At 48.0% G+C, this 15,425-nt stretch carries 13 protein-coding genes; 3 read left to right on the top strand and 10 right to left on the bottom strand.

What is annotated here, in order from left to right; all coding sequences use genetic code 11:
- Positions 1 to 23 precede the first annotated feature (23 nt).
- The 7 genes from ACN08W_RS03640 to ACN08W_RS03610 form a co-directional block, all read right to left on the bottom strand.
- Complete coding sequence (locus ACN08W_RS03640) at positions 24 to 1,748, bottom strand: LpqB family beta-propeller domain-containing protein (protein WP_419107389.1); 1,725 nt, start codon at positions 1,746 to 1,748, stop codon at positions 24 to 26.
- Entirely contained in the window at positions 1,749 to 3,458 is a 1,710-nt protein-coding gene (gene mtrB / locus ACN08W_RS03635; protein ID WP_419108822.1) for an MtrAB system histidine kinase MtrB, read from the bottom strand.
- Between the two features lie 8 nt (positions 3,459 to 3,466).
- Complete coding sequence (gene mtrA, locus ACN08W_RS03630) at positions 3,467 to 4,156, bottom strand: MtrAB system response regulator MtrA (RefSeq protein WP_419103531.1); 690 nt, start codon at positions 4,154 to 4,156, stop codon at positions 3,467 to 3,469.
- 80 nt (positions 4,157 to 4,236) lie between these two features.
- On the bottom strand, positions 4,237 to 5,265 hold the full coding sequence (locus ACN08W_RS03625) for a methionine synthase (protein ID WP_419108821.1): 1,029 nt from the start codon (positions 5,263 to 5,265) through the stop codon (positions 4,237 to 4,239).
- A 49-nt stretch (positions 5,266 to 5,314) separates the two neighbouring features.
- On the bottom strand, positions 5,315 to 5,704 hold the full coding sequence (locus ACN08W_RS03620) for a chorismate mutase (protein WP_419103533.1): 390 nt from the start codon (positions 5,702 to 5,704) through the stop codon (positions 5,315 to 5,317).
- 48 nt (positions 5,705 to 5,752) lie between these two features.
- The gene (gene mnmA, locus ACN08W_RS03615; RefSeq protein ID WP_419108820.1) at positions 5,753 to 6,955 is read right to left on the bottom strand and encodes a tRNA 2-thiouridine(34) synthase MnmA; all 1,203 of its coding nucleotides are present in this window, start codon (positions 6,953 to 6,955) and stop codon (positions 5,753 to 5,755) included.
- Positions 6,956 to 7,028: 73 nt separating this feature from the next.
- Positions 7,029 to 8,264, bottom strand: coding sequence for a cysteine desulfurase family protein (locus ACN08W_RS03610; RefSeq protein ID WP_419108819.1), 1,236 nt, complete (start codon positions 8,262 to 8,264; stop codon positions 7,029 to 7,031).
- Between the two features lie 151 nt (positions 8,265 to 8,415).
- Between ACN08W_RS03610 and ACN08W_RS03605 the strand changes: the two genes are divergently transcribed.
- Positions 8,416 to 8,883, top strand: coding sequence for a tRNA (cytidine(34)-2'-O)-methyltransferase (locus ACN08W_RS03605; RefSeq protein ID WP_419108818.1), 468 nt, complete (start codon positions 8,416 to 8,418; stop codon positions 8,881 to 8,883).
- A 101-nt stretch (positions 8,884 to 8,984) separates the two neighbouring features.
- Here the strand turns inward: ACN08W_RS03605 and ACN08W_RS03600 are convergent, their stop codons facing one another.
- Positions 8,985 to 10,415 (bottom strand): S1C family serine protease, encoded by a 1,431-nt coding sequence (locus ACN08W_RS03600; RefSeq protein WP_419108817.1) that lies wholly within the window; start codon positions 10,413 to 10,415, stop codon positions 8,985 to 8,987.
- Between the two features lie 377 nt (positions 10,416 to 10,792).
- Between ACN08W_RS03600 and ACN08W_RS03595 the strand changes: the two genes are divergently transcribed.
- Entirely contained in the window at positions 10,793 to 12,649 is a 1,857-nt protein-coding gene (locus tag ACN08W_RS03595; RefSeq protein ID WP_419108816.1) for a TPM domain-containing protein, read from the top strand.
- 132 nt (positions 12,650 to 12,781) lie between these two features.
- Positions 12,782 to 13,498: a PspA/IM30 family protein gene (locus ACN08W_RS03590; RefSeq protein WP_419103539.1), complete on the top strand. Its 717-nt coding sequence runs from the start codon at positions 12,782 to 12,784 to the stop codon at positions 13,496 to 13,498.
- An 86-nt stretch (positions 13,499 to 13,584) separates the two neighbouring features.
- Here ACN08W_RS03590 and udk read toward each other — a convergent pair whose 3' ends face one another.
- Together udk and nagA are read right to left on the bottom strand one after the other, a co-directional pair.
- A complete protein-coding gene (udk, locus tag ACN08W_RS03585; protein ID WP_419107427.1) occupies positions 13,585 to 14,250 on the bottom strand; it encodes a uridine kinase in 666 nt (221 codons plus the stop codon).
- Between the two features lie 52 nt (positions 14,251 to 14,302).
- On the bottom strand, positions 14,303 to 15,418 hold the full coding sequence (gene nagA / locus ACN08W_RS03580) for an N-acetylglucosamine-6-phosphate deacetylase (protein ID WP_419107395.1): 1,116 nt from the start codon (positions 15,416 to 15,418) through the stop codon (positions 14,303 to 14,305).
- Positions 15,419 to 15,425 lie beyond the last annotated feature (7 nt).

The raw sequence follows: 15,425 nt of genomic DNA, 5'->3' as shown, positions 1-15,425 counted from the left end.
GACGTTTTAGCAGTAATTGGCGACTAACCTGAATAGTTCACGTCATGCAATGGGATGTCGATACGAGACCAACCACGATCGACCAAAGTGTAAAGACGCCCGTCCTTTGTCTGAGCAACAATCTGGTTATTCCCTGCACCAGAAGCGATAAGAGATAAACCATCTAGCCGTTCAACAGAAGTAATCTCCCCCGATAGGTAGATAATCTCAGATTCGCCCGAAAGTTCATCTGCTGCAATAAGGCTCTGATCACTTGTCCAAGAGACATCAGTCACGTCAAGAGTCGTCCCTAAACGGACGGGAGAAGTCAGCTCAAGTGGTTGGTGATCAGAACTACGATGAATACCAGATACCCACACATATGTTTCGCCATCAAGAGTTGCAACAACCGCCGCACGCGCACCATCACGAGAAATACGAACAGATTTCACGTCGTATCCCTCTAACCATGGAGAACGAACATCAACCTGTTTTTTCTCCTGAGAGTTTACATACGAAACAGCTCGCAACCGGCCTGTAGAATCAGCGCTCCATAGCCATTGGAACTGGTCAAAAGATGGGTGTGTTAGTCCAACACCATCAAACATATGAGTAATCTTCTGATCAGAGACCCAAAAGAGTGACTGTTGTAGAGAGTCTAAGAACGCGAAGTTTTTACGAGTGTAATCCATCGCTAGATCCCGAGGATTAGCCACCGCAATATCAACAATTTTGTTCTGGTCAGCATCATTGAAAATTTCGCTACGAGTAACTAGCTGGTTTCCGTCAAGAGCAACGATATTGCCCGATACACTAGGGTTGACCTGAGGAGCAACATAATTATCGAGAGGACCAGCTTTGACATCTTGATCGTCAAAGGTCAATTTGACAGAGTCAATACCGCCCAAAAGTGATAGCGTTTGCGTCAGCTGAGAGTTCATCCGTTCAATATCGAGCTGTGAGATATCAGCACCTAGCCCCTCACCGTGTAAGCTCACTTGGGCAACAGTCTCCTCCACCGGAACAGAGTTACGAGTGAGCGTTGTCCCCGAGGGGATAGCACTACTCACAGCACCCTCAAGGTACGGTGCGGCCCCTTCTAGAAGAACCTTCGTAATTGAGGTAACAACCGTTGGGCGGTCGGCAAACCAACGGATGTCAGGTACGGCATAGGTGTATGTAGGGTCATAAAAGTACAAGGTGTATGTCGCAAAAACCTGAATAAAATCATGATGGTTCATCACAGTGCCTTGCGGTGCCTGAGCAATACGCCACTGCCCATTGACCTGAACCACCTTAAACCTAAGGTTTTCTGGGGAGACTTCCGCATATGATGTTGCGATTCCTCGCCGGTCAATAGAAGTTGCCACAGGAACCGTAACCGAATATTCATCGCCGTGTTGAGCACCCTCATGAGCAGTATCTGAGGTGACTTCTAAAGTTGTAGAATCCCGATATACTAAGGTCCGTTCATCAGGTATCCAAGAGTTTGAAAACTCTTCCGTCAGATATTCACGGGCTACTTGATAATCATCTTTCGCACCAGCACCAGCCCGTAAAAATCCTTGAATAATTTCCTGCGGACTTGCACCATCTCGAGGAGGATCAAGCACAATACTGCTCTGAGTATCAGGACTTGTACTTTGAGAATCAGCATAGTGGCTAACAGCACCACTTTGTGGAATACTTGCACAGCCACTTACGCCGACAAGAAAGCATAAACCCACACCAAGATAACGAACCTTGGTAGAAGAATATATTTTTTTCATCTAATTTTCACCATGCTGGTTCTTATCCTCAGCGTCAGACACATCGGAATCGGTAGAAGTCGGAACGTCAATATCTAGATATTCATCGGGAGGAAGAGCATCCCCCGATAACCGTACGGGAGATTTACCCATAGGTTCTCCTTGACGGAGAGGTAAAGTCATACGGAAACACGCACCTTCTGCCGGACGACCCCAACATTCGAGAGTACCACCGTGTAAACGTACGTCCTCAGCTGCAATAGAAAGCCCCAAACCGGTACCGCCAAGAGTACGTTTACGTGAAGGGTCTGCCCGCCAAAAACGGTTAAAGACCTGCGTTACATGTTCTTCACTGAGCCCAACACCGTGGTCACGAACAGCAACACCTAACGCTGTCTCAGATGTTGCAATATAGACGTCAATCGGCTGGCCTTCACTATGTTCAACAGCATTAAACAGCAAGTTTCTTAGCACGCGTTCAATGCGACGGTGATCCATTTCTACAGAGATATCGCTGTTATCATGATGAACTCTCAGCTCAGTACCGGTACGTTGTAAATGAGGTTCTACTGAGATAAGAACTTCCTCAAACACCGCCATAAACTGCACAGACACAGCATCCAACGTTGCAGAACCAGCGTCAAAACGAGAAATTTCTAGAAGGTCAGCAAGCAACGCATCGAAGCGGTCTACTTGATGATAGAGCAACTCCGTGGGGCGACGATATGCTACCCCAAATTCGTCGCGGCCATCGTATAGCATTTCTGCTGCCATACGCACGGTGGTTAAAGGTGTACGTAACTCATGAGAAACGTCCGATACAAAACGTTGTTGCATCGTAGAGAGAGTTTCAAGACGAGAAATCTGATTTTCAAGGCTATCAGCCATACGGTTAAAAGAATTACCTAAACGAGCAGTCTCGTTATGCCCTCGAACGATGACACGTTGCCCTAAGTCCCCCGCGGCAAGTTTTTCAGCAGTAATTGCGGTAGAAGAGATAGGACGAATCACAGAACGCGTAATGTACCAGACAATCGTGACAACGATAAGCAACAAGATAAAGAAAGCAACCCACACCACGAGGTTGATATATCGCAACGTTGTTTGTGAGGAGGACAGGTCGTAGACCAGATACAAACCGTATGCAGGGTTTTGAGGGATACGAATACTCGTTCCCACAAAGATAACAGGCTGTCGATGGCCGTCAATGTTCAAACTTGCAGACTGCCAGTAAATACCTTCATTACGGCTGATGGTATCGCGTAGCTCGGTGGGAATGTCAGAGGTGCTGATTGTGCCATGCTGACTCTGTTCAGAGATAAATCCTTGAGCAGAGGTTCCCTTATTAGGGGCAAGCACCCATTGCTTTTCTGATTCTTCTCCCCCAGCTTCAAGAACTGTTAAGAACCGCAGGACGTTACGGTGAATCTCAGAGCGTCCCGTAGCATCAGAACTATCAAGTAGTGATTGAACATTCGAGAACCCAGCTGCTGAGTCCTGTAATGATTGATCTACTCTACCTCGGAAGAGAGAATTAGCAATCTGCGAGGACAAGAAAGAACCAACAAAAATGAAGGTGACAATCAGCAGCACAATAGCAGCAGCAATCGCACGAAATTGCAAAGATTGGTGCCAATACAAACGAAAACGCCTAAGAGGGTTCGAGAACCACTCACTATTGCGGTATTGCCGTGTCGTAATAGGGGGTGCCTGAGGAAAATGTTTAGCCACAATTTTGCCTAACGGCGGGTCCTATCAGCTGCAGCTTTATATCCCACACCACGAACAGTTAGAACAATCTTAGGATTTTCGGGGTCCTCTTCAATTTTTGAGCGTAGACGCTGAATATGTACGTTCACGAGACGGGAATCAACAGTCTTCTCGTATCCCCATACATTCCCCAAAAGTGTTTCGCGGGTGAGTACCTGACCCGGTTGCTGCGCAAGGTTAGCAAGAAGCTCAAATTCTAAGGGGGTTAAAGGAATCAGCGCACCATCACGAGAGACAGTGTGCCCCGCTAAATCAATAATCAGACCGCCAACACGAAGTGGCTCGTTGCTGTGATCTTCACGCGGACGTAGGCGAGCGCGAATACGTGCCAAAAGTTCAGCTGGTTTAAAGGGTTTGGCAATGTAGTCGTCTGCGCCTGCTTCTAATCCGCGGACGACGTCTTCGGTGTCGCTTTTAGCGGTGAGCATGATGATGGGCACGTCTGAGTCTTCACGTATTTTGGAGCAGACTTCGATACCGCTCATCCCTGGAAGCATAAGGTCAAGCAGGATGAGGTCTGGCTGGTTGCTATTAAAAGCGTCCCGTGCTTTGTCTCCGGCTTCGCAAAATACTGTTTCGTAGCCTTCTTGTGCTAGGACGATGCCAACCATTTCGGCGAGAGCTTCGTCATCATCAACAATGAGAATTGTAGAGTTCATTTTTCTCCCATAGGGTCGCGACGTCTTCCCTAGTCTATCGTGTTCTTTTCATGGGGTGGGGCATCATGGTGGAACATTCTTTATGAGTCTTGGGCTATCTCGCTGAGGGCTTGAGCTGTTTGAACGAGTTCTGTAAAGATGCTGGTAGCATCTTCGATGTTCATGAGGTGGAGTGTTGCATTATCGTAGAGGGTCACTTGTGATAAGGCTTGCGCGGGTAGTCCGATGGTGCGCCAGCTTTTCCAGAGGTGGTAGGCCTGAGTTGGGATATGGCTCTTCAGGTTGTTACCGGTGGTTGCTAGCCAGAGTTCTTTGCCTCTTTCAGCATGCGGAGCAATTTTTTCCCAGTCATGTTGTGTGTAGTTTGTGGTGTCGAACCAGAGGGCGTCGGGTATTGATTGTATGGTGTTGAGGTTTTGAATGTCGCATCTGGTGATAGCTAGTGAAATGGAACGTTGCTGTAAGTGTTGTTGAATGAGACCATATGTTTCTTGAAGCTCATGTTGCGGTAGGTGTCGAATGGTTCGATACCCACTTGCGGTGGGAATGTTTCCGTGCAGTGCTGTTTCAAGATATGGCTCTTCAAGTTGCAGGTAGAGGTGTTGAGATCCCGTTGCGGTATCAATGGTGTCAATCCAGTTGGAGAGCCCGTTGAGGAAGGAGTCTCGGATGTCTCGTCTAGCTCCGTGGTCGCTGATAGCGCGTTCTCCGTTGGGTAGGTAGAGCGATACAGCCAAAGAGATAGGCCCCATGAATTGGAGTTTGAGGTTTTTCCCTCGATCTTCTTCTTGCCCAATAACGTCAGCTAGTAGGTTGATATCCGAACGGAATGTGGAGCGGGCCAGTTCGCTTTCTCGAGAGGTGCCGTTACTTAACCGCCACCCATAGGAGGCCCCTTCTGCGTGGAGTTCATCGAGGGTTGCGATGGTTCTGGCAAGTGTGGTTGCGGCGTATCCACGTTGTGGTAGTTCGGGTAAAAAGGGCAGGTGTGGGTTTCCGAGCTCTCCTCGGACGCGGAAAATGCTGTCAAGGAGGTTTTCTCCGCTGAGAGTTCCGGTTGCGCTGGCGCGTACCCTAATAGGTGATTCAGTGATAGTTTGTATTTTCACGGTGTTGAGGGCTGGGATGTTCTGGCATCTGCTATTGCTGGTAGCAGTTTTAACAAGCTTGCGGGGACGCGGTGGTGTTATTTTCTTGCGCGATTTGTTCGTGGTGCCGAATCACCTCTGAAATGATGAAATTCAGAAATTTTTCTGCAAATTCTGGGTCTAAATCAGATAGTTCCGCAAGAGAACGCAAACGTTTAATTTGAGCAGCTTCTCGGGCAGGGTCTCCAGCTGGTAGCTGGTGTTCAGCCTTAAGGTGTCCGACACGTTGTGTTGCCCTAAAGCGTTCTGCCAAGATATGCATCAGTGCAGCGTCAAGATTATCAATAATTTTCCGGATGCTGTACAGCTCTTCAAGGACTTCTGGTTGAACCTGTCCTCTTAACGATGATGCGCGCTGGTCGAATTCTTTATGTGCTTGGATGTCTTGTGAGTCAGGCATGTTTTTACCTTTGGTGAGTTGTTGTGCGCTGTTATGTGATGACTATTTTTATGAAGCGTTAATATCTTCTCTTTCCGTGGAATATGCACGGTTAATGGTTGCTTGTCCAAGGACGCGTGTTCCTTGGTACATCACCATAGTCTGTCCGGGCGCTACTCCGCGCAACCCCTCATTCAGGTGTACGACGGTTTCTAACCGTAATGAAGTTTTTTCTGTGTCTGTGGTGTTCTCGTCGTCAAGAACCCACTGCATATATGCGGTTGAGGCAACAGGGTCAGCGTGGGCCCGTACTTGGGTTGTGACTTCAAAGCTATCGCTTCGAGCGTTCAGTTCGGGTGTTTTGTTAAGAAATTCTTGTACGCAATCAATGGGTAGCCCTGCCCAAGTAGTTCTAATACCACGGATACGATCGATAGCGAGTAAGTCTTTCGAACCGACGATGACTTCATTGGTTTTGGGGCGAATTTCTAGTACGAAACGAGGTTTTCCGTCGGGTGCTGGACGTCCGATAGCAAGTCCTTTACGTTGCCCTACAGTATAGGCTTGAGCTCCAGGGTGCTGTCCTAAAACGTTCCCTTGAGTATCTTTGATGTTGCCTTCGCTCATCTGGATATGGTCTTCAAGCCATGCGCGAGTATCACCTTCAGGAATGAAGCAGATATCGTAAGAATCTGGTTTTTTAGCGACGGAGAATCCTCGTCGTGCAGCTTCTGCACGGACTTCATCTTTAGACGGTGTGTCTGAGAGGGGGAACCATGCGTGTTTGAGCTGTTCATGAGTAAGTACGCCCAAAACATAGGATTGGTCTTTTGCCCAGGTTGCGGCACGGTGCAGTTCTCGGTTTCCGTTTTCGTCGCTAATGACTTTTGCATAGTGCCCAGTCACAACGGCATCAAAGCCTAACGCTACCGCTTTTTCGAGGAGTGCAGCGAATTTGATTTTTTCGTTGCAACGCATGCAAGGGTTAGGTGTGCGTCCGGCTTCGTATTCGGAGATGAAATCGTCAACGACGTCTTCTTTGAATCGTTCAGAGAAGTCCCATACGTAGAAGGGGATGCCTAGCTGGTCGCAGACTCTACGTGCGTCCATGGAGTCTTCGATAGTGCAGCATCCGCGGCTTCCGGTTCTAAGGGTTCCGGGCATGCGTGATAGTGCGAGGTGGACGCCGACAACGTCGTGTCCGGCTTCTACCGCGCGTGCAGCGGCAACGGCAGAGTCAACACCACCGCTCATTGCAGCCAAGATTTTCATAAAGATATTTTCCTTCGTATTGCTGTGTGTGAATGCTCTGAACGTATAAGACAGTCTTCAACTTACCAAATTGCTAATGCCAGATGTGTTCATTCGGTACGTGCGCCGCTAAACCAGCTTTATGGGCTTGTTCATAAGCTCCGGGCAACGCTTCCATGAGGGCGTCAATGTCTTCGCTGGTGCTGGCATGTCCGAGGGTAAAACGTTGTGCACCACGTGCGTGTTCTTCATCAACTCCCATGGCAAGTAGCACGTGGGAAGGGCGTGGAACTCCGGCATTGCAGGCAGAGCCAGTAGAAGATTCTATACCGGCCATATCGAGGAGGAAGAGCAAAGAATCTCCTTCGCAGCCGTCAAAGGTGAAATGTACGTTGTGTGGTAGCCGGCGGGTGGCGCCTTCTTGTTCCAGTTCTTCAATTGATTCGGGTTCTGCCCCGCGTAGTGTTGCGTTGGGTATCTCGTGGCGGATACGTTCAATGAGAGTATTCCGGAGTGTCCCAAGGCGCACCATTTCTTCAGCGAGGTGTTGGGTGACTTCTTGAGCAGCTACACCAAATCCGGCAATGCTTGCGGTATCTAGTGTTCCTGAGCGGACGGCTCGTTCTTGTCCCCCACCGTGGAGGACTGGCGTTAGGGCGGTAGTTCGGGTAGCAATCAGTGCGCCGATACCTTGAGGTGCACCCATTTTATGTCCAGATATTGCCATGCTGTTTGCCCCTGTTTGGCGGAAGTTGATGGGGATAGCGCCGAAGGCTTGTACTGCGTCGGTGTGAAACGGAATATTGTAGGTGGCACTGAGTTCTGCAATTTCGCGGATTGGTTGTATGGTACCAACTTCGTTGTTCGCCCACATAACGGTGATGAGAGCCGTATTTTCGGGGTCTTCTTCGATGAGAGCTTTGAGTGCTTTCATGTCGATAAGGCCGTGTGAGTCTACGGGTATCCAGCATAGTTGCGCTTGTTCATGCGCTTCGAGCCATTCTGCTGATTCGCTGACCGCATGATGTTCTATGGAGCTGATGAGGATACGCCGGCATTGGGGGTTTATGTGAGTTCTTTTACGGTAGATACCTTTAATGGCGAGGTTGTCGGCTTCGGTTCCGCCTGCGGTAAAGATTACTTCTGCACTATCGCAGCCTACAGCTTGGGCGATACGTTCGCGGGCTTGTTCTACAACCGCACGTGCTCTGCGTCCTGCGGAGTGTAAGGCTGAAGCGTTTCCGCTGTATTTTAGGTGTTCTGTTACTTCGTCAATTACGGATGCTAGTGGTTGTGTGGTTGCCGCATGATCAAGGTATGTACGTTTCATGAGAACAGGTCCTTTGGTTTATCTAGCGGTGTTTGGCCTCCACTATTTTACGCTTATCATCCTAGACGAGCACATGAGATGTTTCACCTTCTCTGTGGCGGATCAAGGCTGATGATGACAAAGGTGATGAGGGAAGGCATACACTAGAGGTGTGTTTAATATTCTTTTCTATACTCCTGAGATTCCGGGTAACACTGGAAATGTTATTCGTTTAGCGGCTATTACGGGGGCAAAGTTACATCTTGTGGAGCCTTTAGGGTTTAACTTTGATGATGCGCATTTGCGTCGTGCTGGTTTGGATTATCATGATCTTGCGGTTGTTCAAGTACATCAAAATATTGAGCAAGCGTGGGAAGAGCTTAAGCCTGAACGTGTTTTTGCTTTTACGACGACGGCGCAGAAGAATTTTGCGCAGGTATCGTATCGTCCCGGCGATGTTCTTTTATTTGGCCCTGAATCTGTTGGTCTTCCTGAGCATGTTCAGAACGCCCCGCAAATCACGGAGAGGGTTCGTATTCCGATGTTAGAAGGACGTCGTTCGCTAAATCTTGCAAATTCTGCGTCTATTGCGGTGTATGAGGCGTGGCGTCAGAATGATTTCTCAGGGGCACTGCTTTAAGGAGTGTTTTCACCTCTCATGTCAATGGGATTTTATGAGAGGGGGTAGCAGGGTAGACTGCTACCCCCTCTATTTTTATAGCTTTTGTTGAGGTGTTGGTGTTATTTTTTCTGGGCGTCTGCGGCGTTGCCGAGAGTGATTTCTTTTTCTTCGGATGAGCCGTTACGCAGAATGGTTGCTTTGACGGTTTGTCCGGCTGCTGCTTCTCTGACGCTAGCTGTCAGTTCTGTAGAGTCGGTAATACGATGCCCGTTAAACATGGTGATAACGTCACCTTTTTGCAATCCGGCTTTTGCTGCTGCGCTGTCGGGAACAACTGCCTCGATGCGAGCACCGTCGCCGAACATTTCACTTTGGTCGTTATCGGCTGGTGAGGTAGAGACGTTAGCGCCAAGGAATCCGTGAGTTGCTGCGCCGTCTTTGATAATTTCTTGGGCAATACGGTGGGCATAGTTGATGGGAATGGAGAATCCAACGCCGATGTTTCCTCCCGAGCTTGCTGAGGATGGGCCTGATTGTGCTGAGGCGATGGCGACGTTGATACCGATCACTTCGCCTTGAGTATTGACGAGTGCACCGCCAGAGTTTCCGGGGTTAATAGCGGCATCTGTTTGGAGGACGTTCAAAGAAATAGTTTTCTTTGGCGCTGATACTCCGTCAATATCTTGTCCGGGAATTTGGAATTGGAAGGGAAGGTTTTGGTTTCCGAGGTTGGGTCGCTGGTGTTCTTCTTGAGGTGTTTCTTCGGGTGCTTCTGAGGATGCTACTTGAATAGTTCGGGATAGGGTTGAAATGATTCCGTCAGTCACGGTGTTTTGTAACCCTAGCGGTGCACCAATTGCGATGGTTGTTTCTCCGACGTTAAGCTTTTGGGAGTTTCCTAGGGTTGCTGGCGTGAGGGTTAGTCCGCTGGGGTCTATTTTAATGACGGCAAGATCGCTGGTGGGGTCTGTTCCGACGATGGTTGCGCTAACAGTGTGTCCGTTTGAAAGTTGGACTTCAACTGCTGGGTTATTGACTTTTCCATCAAGAGTTACAACGTGTGTGTTGGTGAGGATATGGCCTTCTCCGTCAAGGATGATTCCAGACCCAGAGCCTGTAGCTCCTGGTGCAACAACACCAATGGTCACAACTGACGGCATTGCTTTTTCTGCAGCAGCGGTAATGGCATTGACGGAGTCTTTGTTATTGACGATGGTTGTTCCGGCATTGGTGGTGGTGATAGTTGATGAGGTGTTTTGTGAGAGAGCAACAACACCTGCTCCGACTCCTCCGCCGATGAGTGAGGCGATGAGTGCAGCGCCGAGGAGTACGCCACCTGCATATTTTTTAGATGCTTTGGGGTGTTCTTCAAAGTAGGGGGTGTTATATGAGGTGTAGTAGGGTGATTCGGTGTGGTATGCGCCAGTGTAGCCGTGTTGGTTTTCGGAAGTGTTATAGGGTTGTTGATTCTGCGAGGTAGGGGCATAAGGGTTTTGCTGGTATCCGGCAGTGTTTGAATTGTGCTGTTGGTTCCAAGGTTCTTGTGACATATTGTTATTCTTCTTTCTTGTTTTAAAGGCCTGTGTCGATATCCTCAGTGTATACCTGTTCAAATATCTACTATTTTTTACGTATCTTTACTATCTATCATTTATCTGGAGTTTTATTGAACTTACTCTGGTTATTTTCTGGGAGGTTCTTGCAAGTTTTCTTGGTGTTATTTTTTCTACGCTCAAGACGAATTGTCTTCCACTGCTCTACCAAAGAAAAAATAACGTTTTAGAATGAGCATAAGATTCTTCATCACCGTCAGATAAGGGGCACAGAGGAAGACATGGCAAAAAATCGCACTTTTCTCAGGACACTTCTCACAAGTTCCGTGGTATTTCTGGCATGTGTTCAGGTACCTGCATTCGCAGAAGAACCCATGAAAATCCCCGCCGGTACTCGAATCATTGATGAAGCTCACCTTGTATCTCAGCATCAGGGGCTCTCCGAAGAGATTGAACAATTCTCTCAAAAAGAGAATATGAATTTTTATCTTGTTTTAGTCAAGAATTTTGAACACCCACACCAAGCTCAAGCATGGGTCAAGGAACTAGCACAGCTCAATAATATGGGAGCTAATGACGTTGTTTTAGCGGTCGCCACCGATTCACGTCAAGCCTATTTCCAAGCAGGTAGTTCACAGGTTCTCTCCGAAGAGCAACTTCAAGATATCTACCAGAATAAGGTATTTCCTTACCTCAAAAAATCTGACTATCAGCAGGCTGCTATTGCAGCAATGACAGCCATCGAACAGGCCAGAGAAGGTTCAGGCAGTTCACTAGGAACCTTCGGTATGCTCGGTGGTCTGGCGGTGTTAGGAGTCGGCGGTGCCGCATACTATGCTTCTCGAAAGAACTCTCGAAAATTACGCAGAGTCCCAGCCTCCTCGAATGAAAGACGTACCCCTTCTACCCCGCTACCGCAATTACGTGCCAACGCCGATTCTCTTCTCTTACAGGCCGATAACTCTATAGCTGAGGCAGAACAAGAACTTGAGTTTGCGCGCATGCAATATGGGGATTCTGCGGTTCACAGCTTCGTCGAAAGAATCTCTACCGCAAAAGATAGTCTTCAAAAAGCTTTCCAATTACAACGGCAGCTTGACGACGATATTCCCGACACCGAAGAAGACCAACGTCAGTGGCTTGAAGATATTATTTCTCGTTGCCAAGACATTATTACTCAGCTCCATCAAGAATTACGTAGCATTAGCCAGCTACGACAAATCGCTCGTAACGCTCCAGAACTCATTGCCACGTTACAGAAGTCTTCTCAAAGTCTTAGCACCCAAGAACCCAAGGCGCTAGCAGTGATAGAGCAGCTACAGAACCACTACACAGCATCTGCTTTAGAGCAGGCAACCGATAACCATCAACAAGCTGTAGAGCGTTTAGAGTTCGGTCGTCGTAGCCTAAAAATTGCTGAGGAGAAAGTCTCCGAGCAACAATACGATCAAGCTTCAGCAGACATCCACGCAACCCAAGAAGCATTCTCTCAAGCACAAAAATTGCTTGAGTCAGTCATGGCATCGCCCGAACAGTTAAGACAAGCGCAGCGCTCTGTCGAAGACGCACTACTTCTAGCAGAACGAGATATTGCCGAAGCACAAAGTTTTGCTCAGCACCAAGACCGTGCACACATGGCGAGCGCAGCGGCTGGTCTTCAAAGTGTTGTTCAGCAGATTCGTGCGCATCTTCAGAACCAACAGATTGATCCTTTAGCAATGTTGAGTCGTTTAGAGAATGCACGTACTCATCTTGATGATTCTCTCAAAGAGATTAGAGAATTTCAGGAGCAGACGCAACGTGCCCGTGAGAGTCTCAAACACACTCTCTTCTCTGCCCAGACGCAGGTTCATAGTGCTTCTGAATTTGTACGAGCACGTCGTGGTGGTGTCAAAACGCCGGCGCGCACTGCCTTACAAGAGGCACAACGTTATCTTCAGCAGGCTCAACAGTTACAGCATCAAGACCCTGTTAGCGCACTAGAACATGCGCAGCAGGCAATTCGTTTAGCAACAGAGGCAAAAGACCGTTCCTCGCAGGATGTTCAAGGTTTCGGGCAGCAACAGCATGGGGATTATCCTTCTGCAATGTTGGGCGGAATCCTCTTAGGAACATTGCTCAACGGTGGAGGTTCTTCTTCTGGTAATACGAGTTTTGGTGGAGGTTTTGATAATGGTTTTGATGGTGGCTTTGGTGGTTTCGATGGACCTGGTACTGGCGGAAATTTCTAAAGTTAATTTTTGATAAACCCTATGATTTTTAGGTGTTTTCTCGGTATCTTATGAAGAAACACTGACACAATATAGTTATTGTCTCCTTGTGGAGGCTCGATAATACTAGGAAACTTTTGAGGAAGTGACCCAATGGTAAAACAATCTATTTTTAGCCGTATCGCACAGTTAGCAAAAGCAAATATTAATGCTTTGCTAGATGCTGCAGAAGATCCCCAAAAAATGCTTGATCAGATGGTGCGTGACTATTCCGCTAATATCACCGAAGCAGAACAAGCAGTAGCGCAGACCATTGGTAATCTTCGCCTCCTTGAAGAAGACTATGCTTCTGATGAGCGTGAAGCGCAAGAATGGGGAGATAAGGCGCTCTCTGCTTCACGTACAGCAGACCAGTTCCGTGCTTCTGGGGATACTGCTAATGCAGATAAGTTCGATAATCTTGCAAAAGTCGCTCTTGGCCGTCAGATGAGCCTTGAGCAAGAGATGGCCGTTGCTAAACCGCAGATTGAGTCTCAGACTCAAGCGGTAGCACAGCTCAAAGACGGTCTAGCAAAGATGCAAGAGAAGCTACGTGAGCTTTCTGCGAAGCGTGATGAGCTTGTTGCTCGTCAAAAGAATGCGGCAGCTCAGGCTCAGGTTCATGATTCGCTAAAGTCCTTTGACATTATGAATCCTCAGTCAGAACTTTCACGTTTTGAAGAGAAAGTCCGCCGTGAAGAAGCGCGTGTTCGTGGTGCACAGGAATTGGCAGCTTCTTCTGTTGATGCCCAGTTTAATGAGTTAGAAGAACTCGGCAAACAAAGTGAGTTAGAGGCACGTCTGGCAGCTCTTAAGAACAAGAATTCTTAAATTATCGTATCGTTCAGATAATGTTGGGGTGCGGAGAAAACCGAAAAGTTTTCTTCGCACCCCAGCATTATTCTGTGGAGAACGTTTTATGGTTGGGAAATAGCTAGTTGGTTCTGCACCCGATGAATGAGCATTTCTAAAGCGACGAGGTTGCTGCCGCCTTCTGGGACGATAATGTCAGCTTGTCGTTTTGAAGGCTCCACGTAGAGCTCGTGCATAGGCTTTACTGTGGTGAGATATTGTTGTTCTACCGATTCGATAGTTCTTTGACGTTCAAGAACGTCTCGACGCATACGACGAAGAATACGAACATCTGCATCAGTATCAACAAAAATCTTAATATCGCAACGTGAGCAGATACGTTCTTCAGCGAAAATCAGAATACCTTCAATGATGATAATAGGTCGGGTATTGACAGACATCGTCTGGTCCGAACGATTATGTACCGTGTAATCGTATACTGGAGTTTCGATGTCTTGCCCGTTGAGTAGTTCATCAAGGTGTTCAATAAGAAGATCGTTATCGAAGGCTTCGGGGGCATCATAGTTGAGTTGGCAGCGTTCTTCGTAGCTGAGCTCGTCGTGACGTTTGTAGTAGTTATCGTGGTATATTACGGCGACTTGACCTTCGAAGGAGTCTACGAGAGCGTTCGTCAGCGTAGTTTTTCCTGAGCCGGTTCCTCCGGCAATTCCTATTACAAGCGGTTTCATGAACGTCCCTAGGGTTTCCTCATCTGTGTATTCCTCGTATATTGTTTCATGTTTTTAGTGTGCTCGTGCAAGTTCTTTAACGATATCGAGGCTCTTAGATGAAAGAACGTACGAGATTCAGTTCTTCATCCAATAGCAACAAGCCAGTTTCATCAGATATGCCTAAGGCTTGAGCAGGTATTGTGGTTGCTGAAGAGAGTATTTGTTCTAGAGGAATCCCAAAGGAATACGCGGTACGAGTTGCTCTTCCTAGGGTAAGTGTGCTCCCTGCAATAGCACCATTAGAATCTAACCGTGCTACGGAGTCTTTAACGGTAACGTCAAGGCTACCTAGTTTATAGTTTCCGTCGCAGCAACCAGCCGCTGCCATAGCGTCGGTAATCAGTGCTATACGTTCAGGAGCTTGAGCAAATAGCATTCTGACCATTGGCGCATACACGTGAGTACCGTCAACGATGACTTCGCAGGTTACCCCTGGGGTGTCTAAAGCGGCGGCTATGGGGCCTGGTGCACGATGGTGCAAAGGGCTCATTGCGTTAAAAGTGTGTGTGAGCAGTGTAGCGCCTGCTTCAAAAGCAGCTTTGGCTTGTTCATAGTTAGCGTCCGTATGTCCAACAGCAACGCGAACACCATGTTGCACAAAAGTTTTTGTGGCAGCTAAATCGCGGTCAGTTTCAGGAGCTAAAGTGACTTGTTTAATGTAGCCTTGGCCAGCTTCAATCAGTTGTTCTGCAAGTTCTGGTGTTGGTGCGGTGAGGTAGTCTTCACGGTGCGCACCCTTGTGTAGGGGTGAGAGGAAGGGGCCTTCAAGGTGAATTCCGACAAGTGCTGCATGCTCTTGTGTTGGTTGAGCATATTCTTGGCAGCGTTGGGCTAGTGCGGCAACGGTATCGCACATGTCAGGAACTTGGTTCGTTACCAACGAGGCGATAACACGTAGTGTGCCTTGTTCTCGATGCGTTTTTAATGCGGTATGGCATTCTTCGGGGTCTTCGAAGGCTACTCCCCCGCCACCGTGGCAATGAATATCGGTGTATCCGCGAGTTAGGATGTTTCCGGTACCATCGAGTATTTCGTGTTCTTCTTTTAGCTGAGGTTGTTCTCCTACACCTTGGGAGGTGATTTTTCCGTTTTCAATAATGGCCCATCCTGTGAAAAGTTTTTGGTCTTGTGGGGAGAAAATACGAGTTGAGTGAATCAGTGTTTTCATGGTGTGT

The organism is Rothia sp. CCM 9419 (genome assembly GCF_048512815.1).
Classification (GTDB): domain Bacteria; phylum Actinomycetota; class Actinomycetes; order Actinomycetales; family Micrococcaceae; genus Rothia.
Note: the sequence above shows the minus strand (reverse complement) of the source record. Positions and strands in the feature narration are given on the sequence as shown.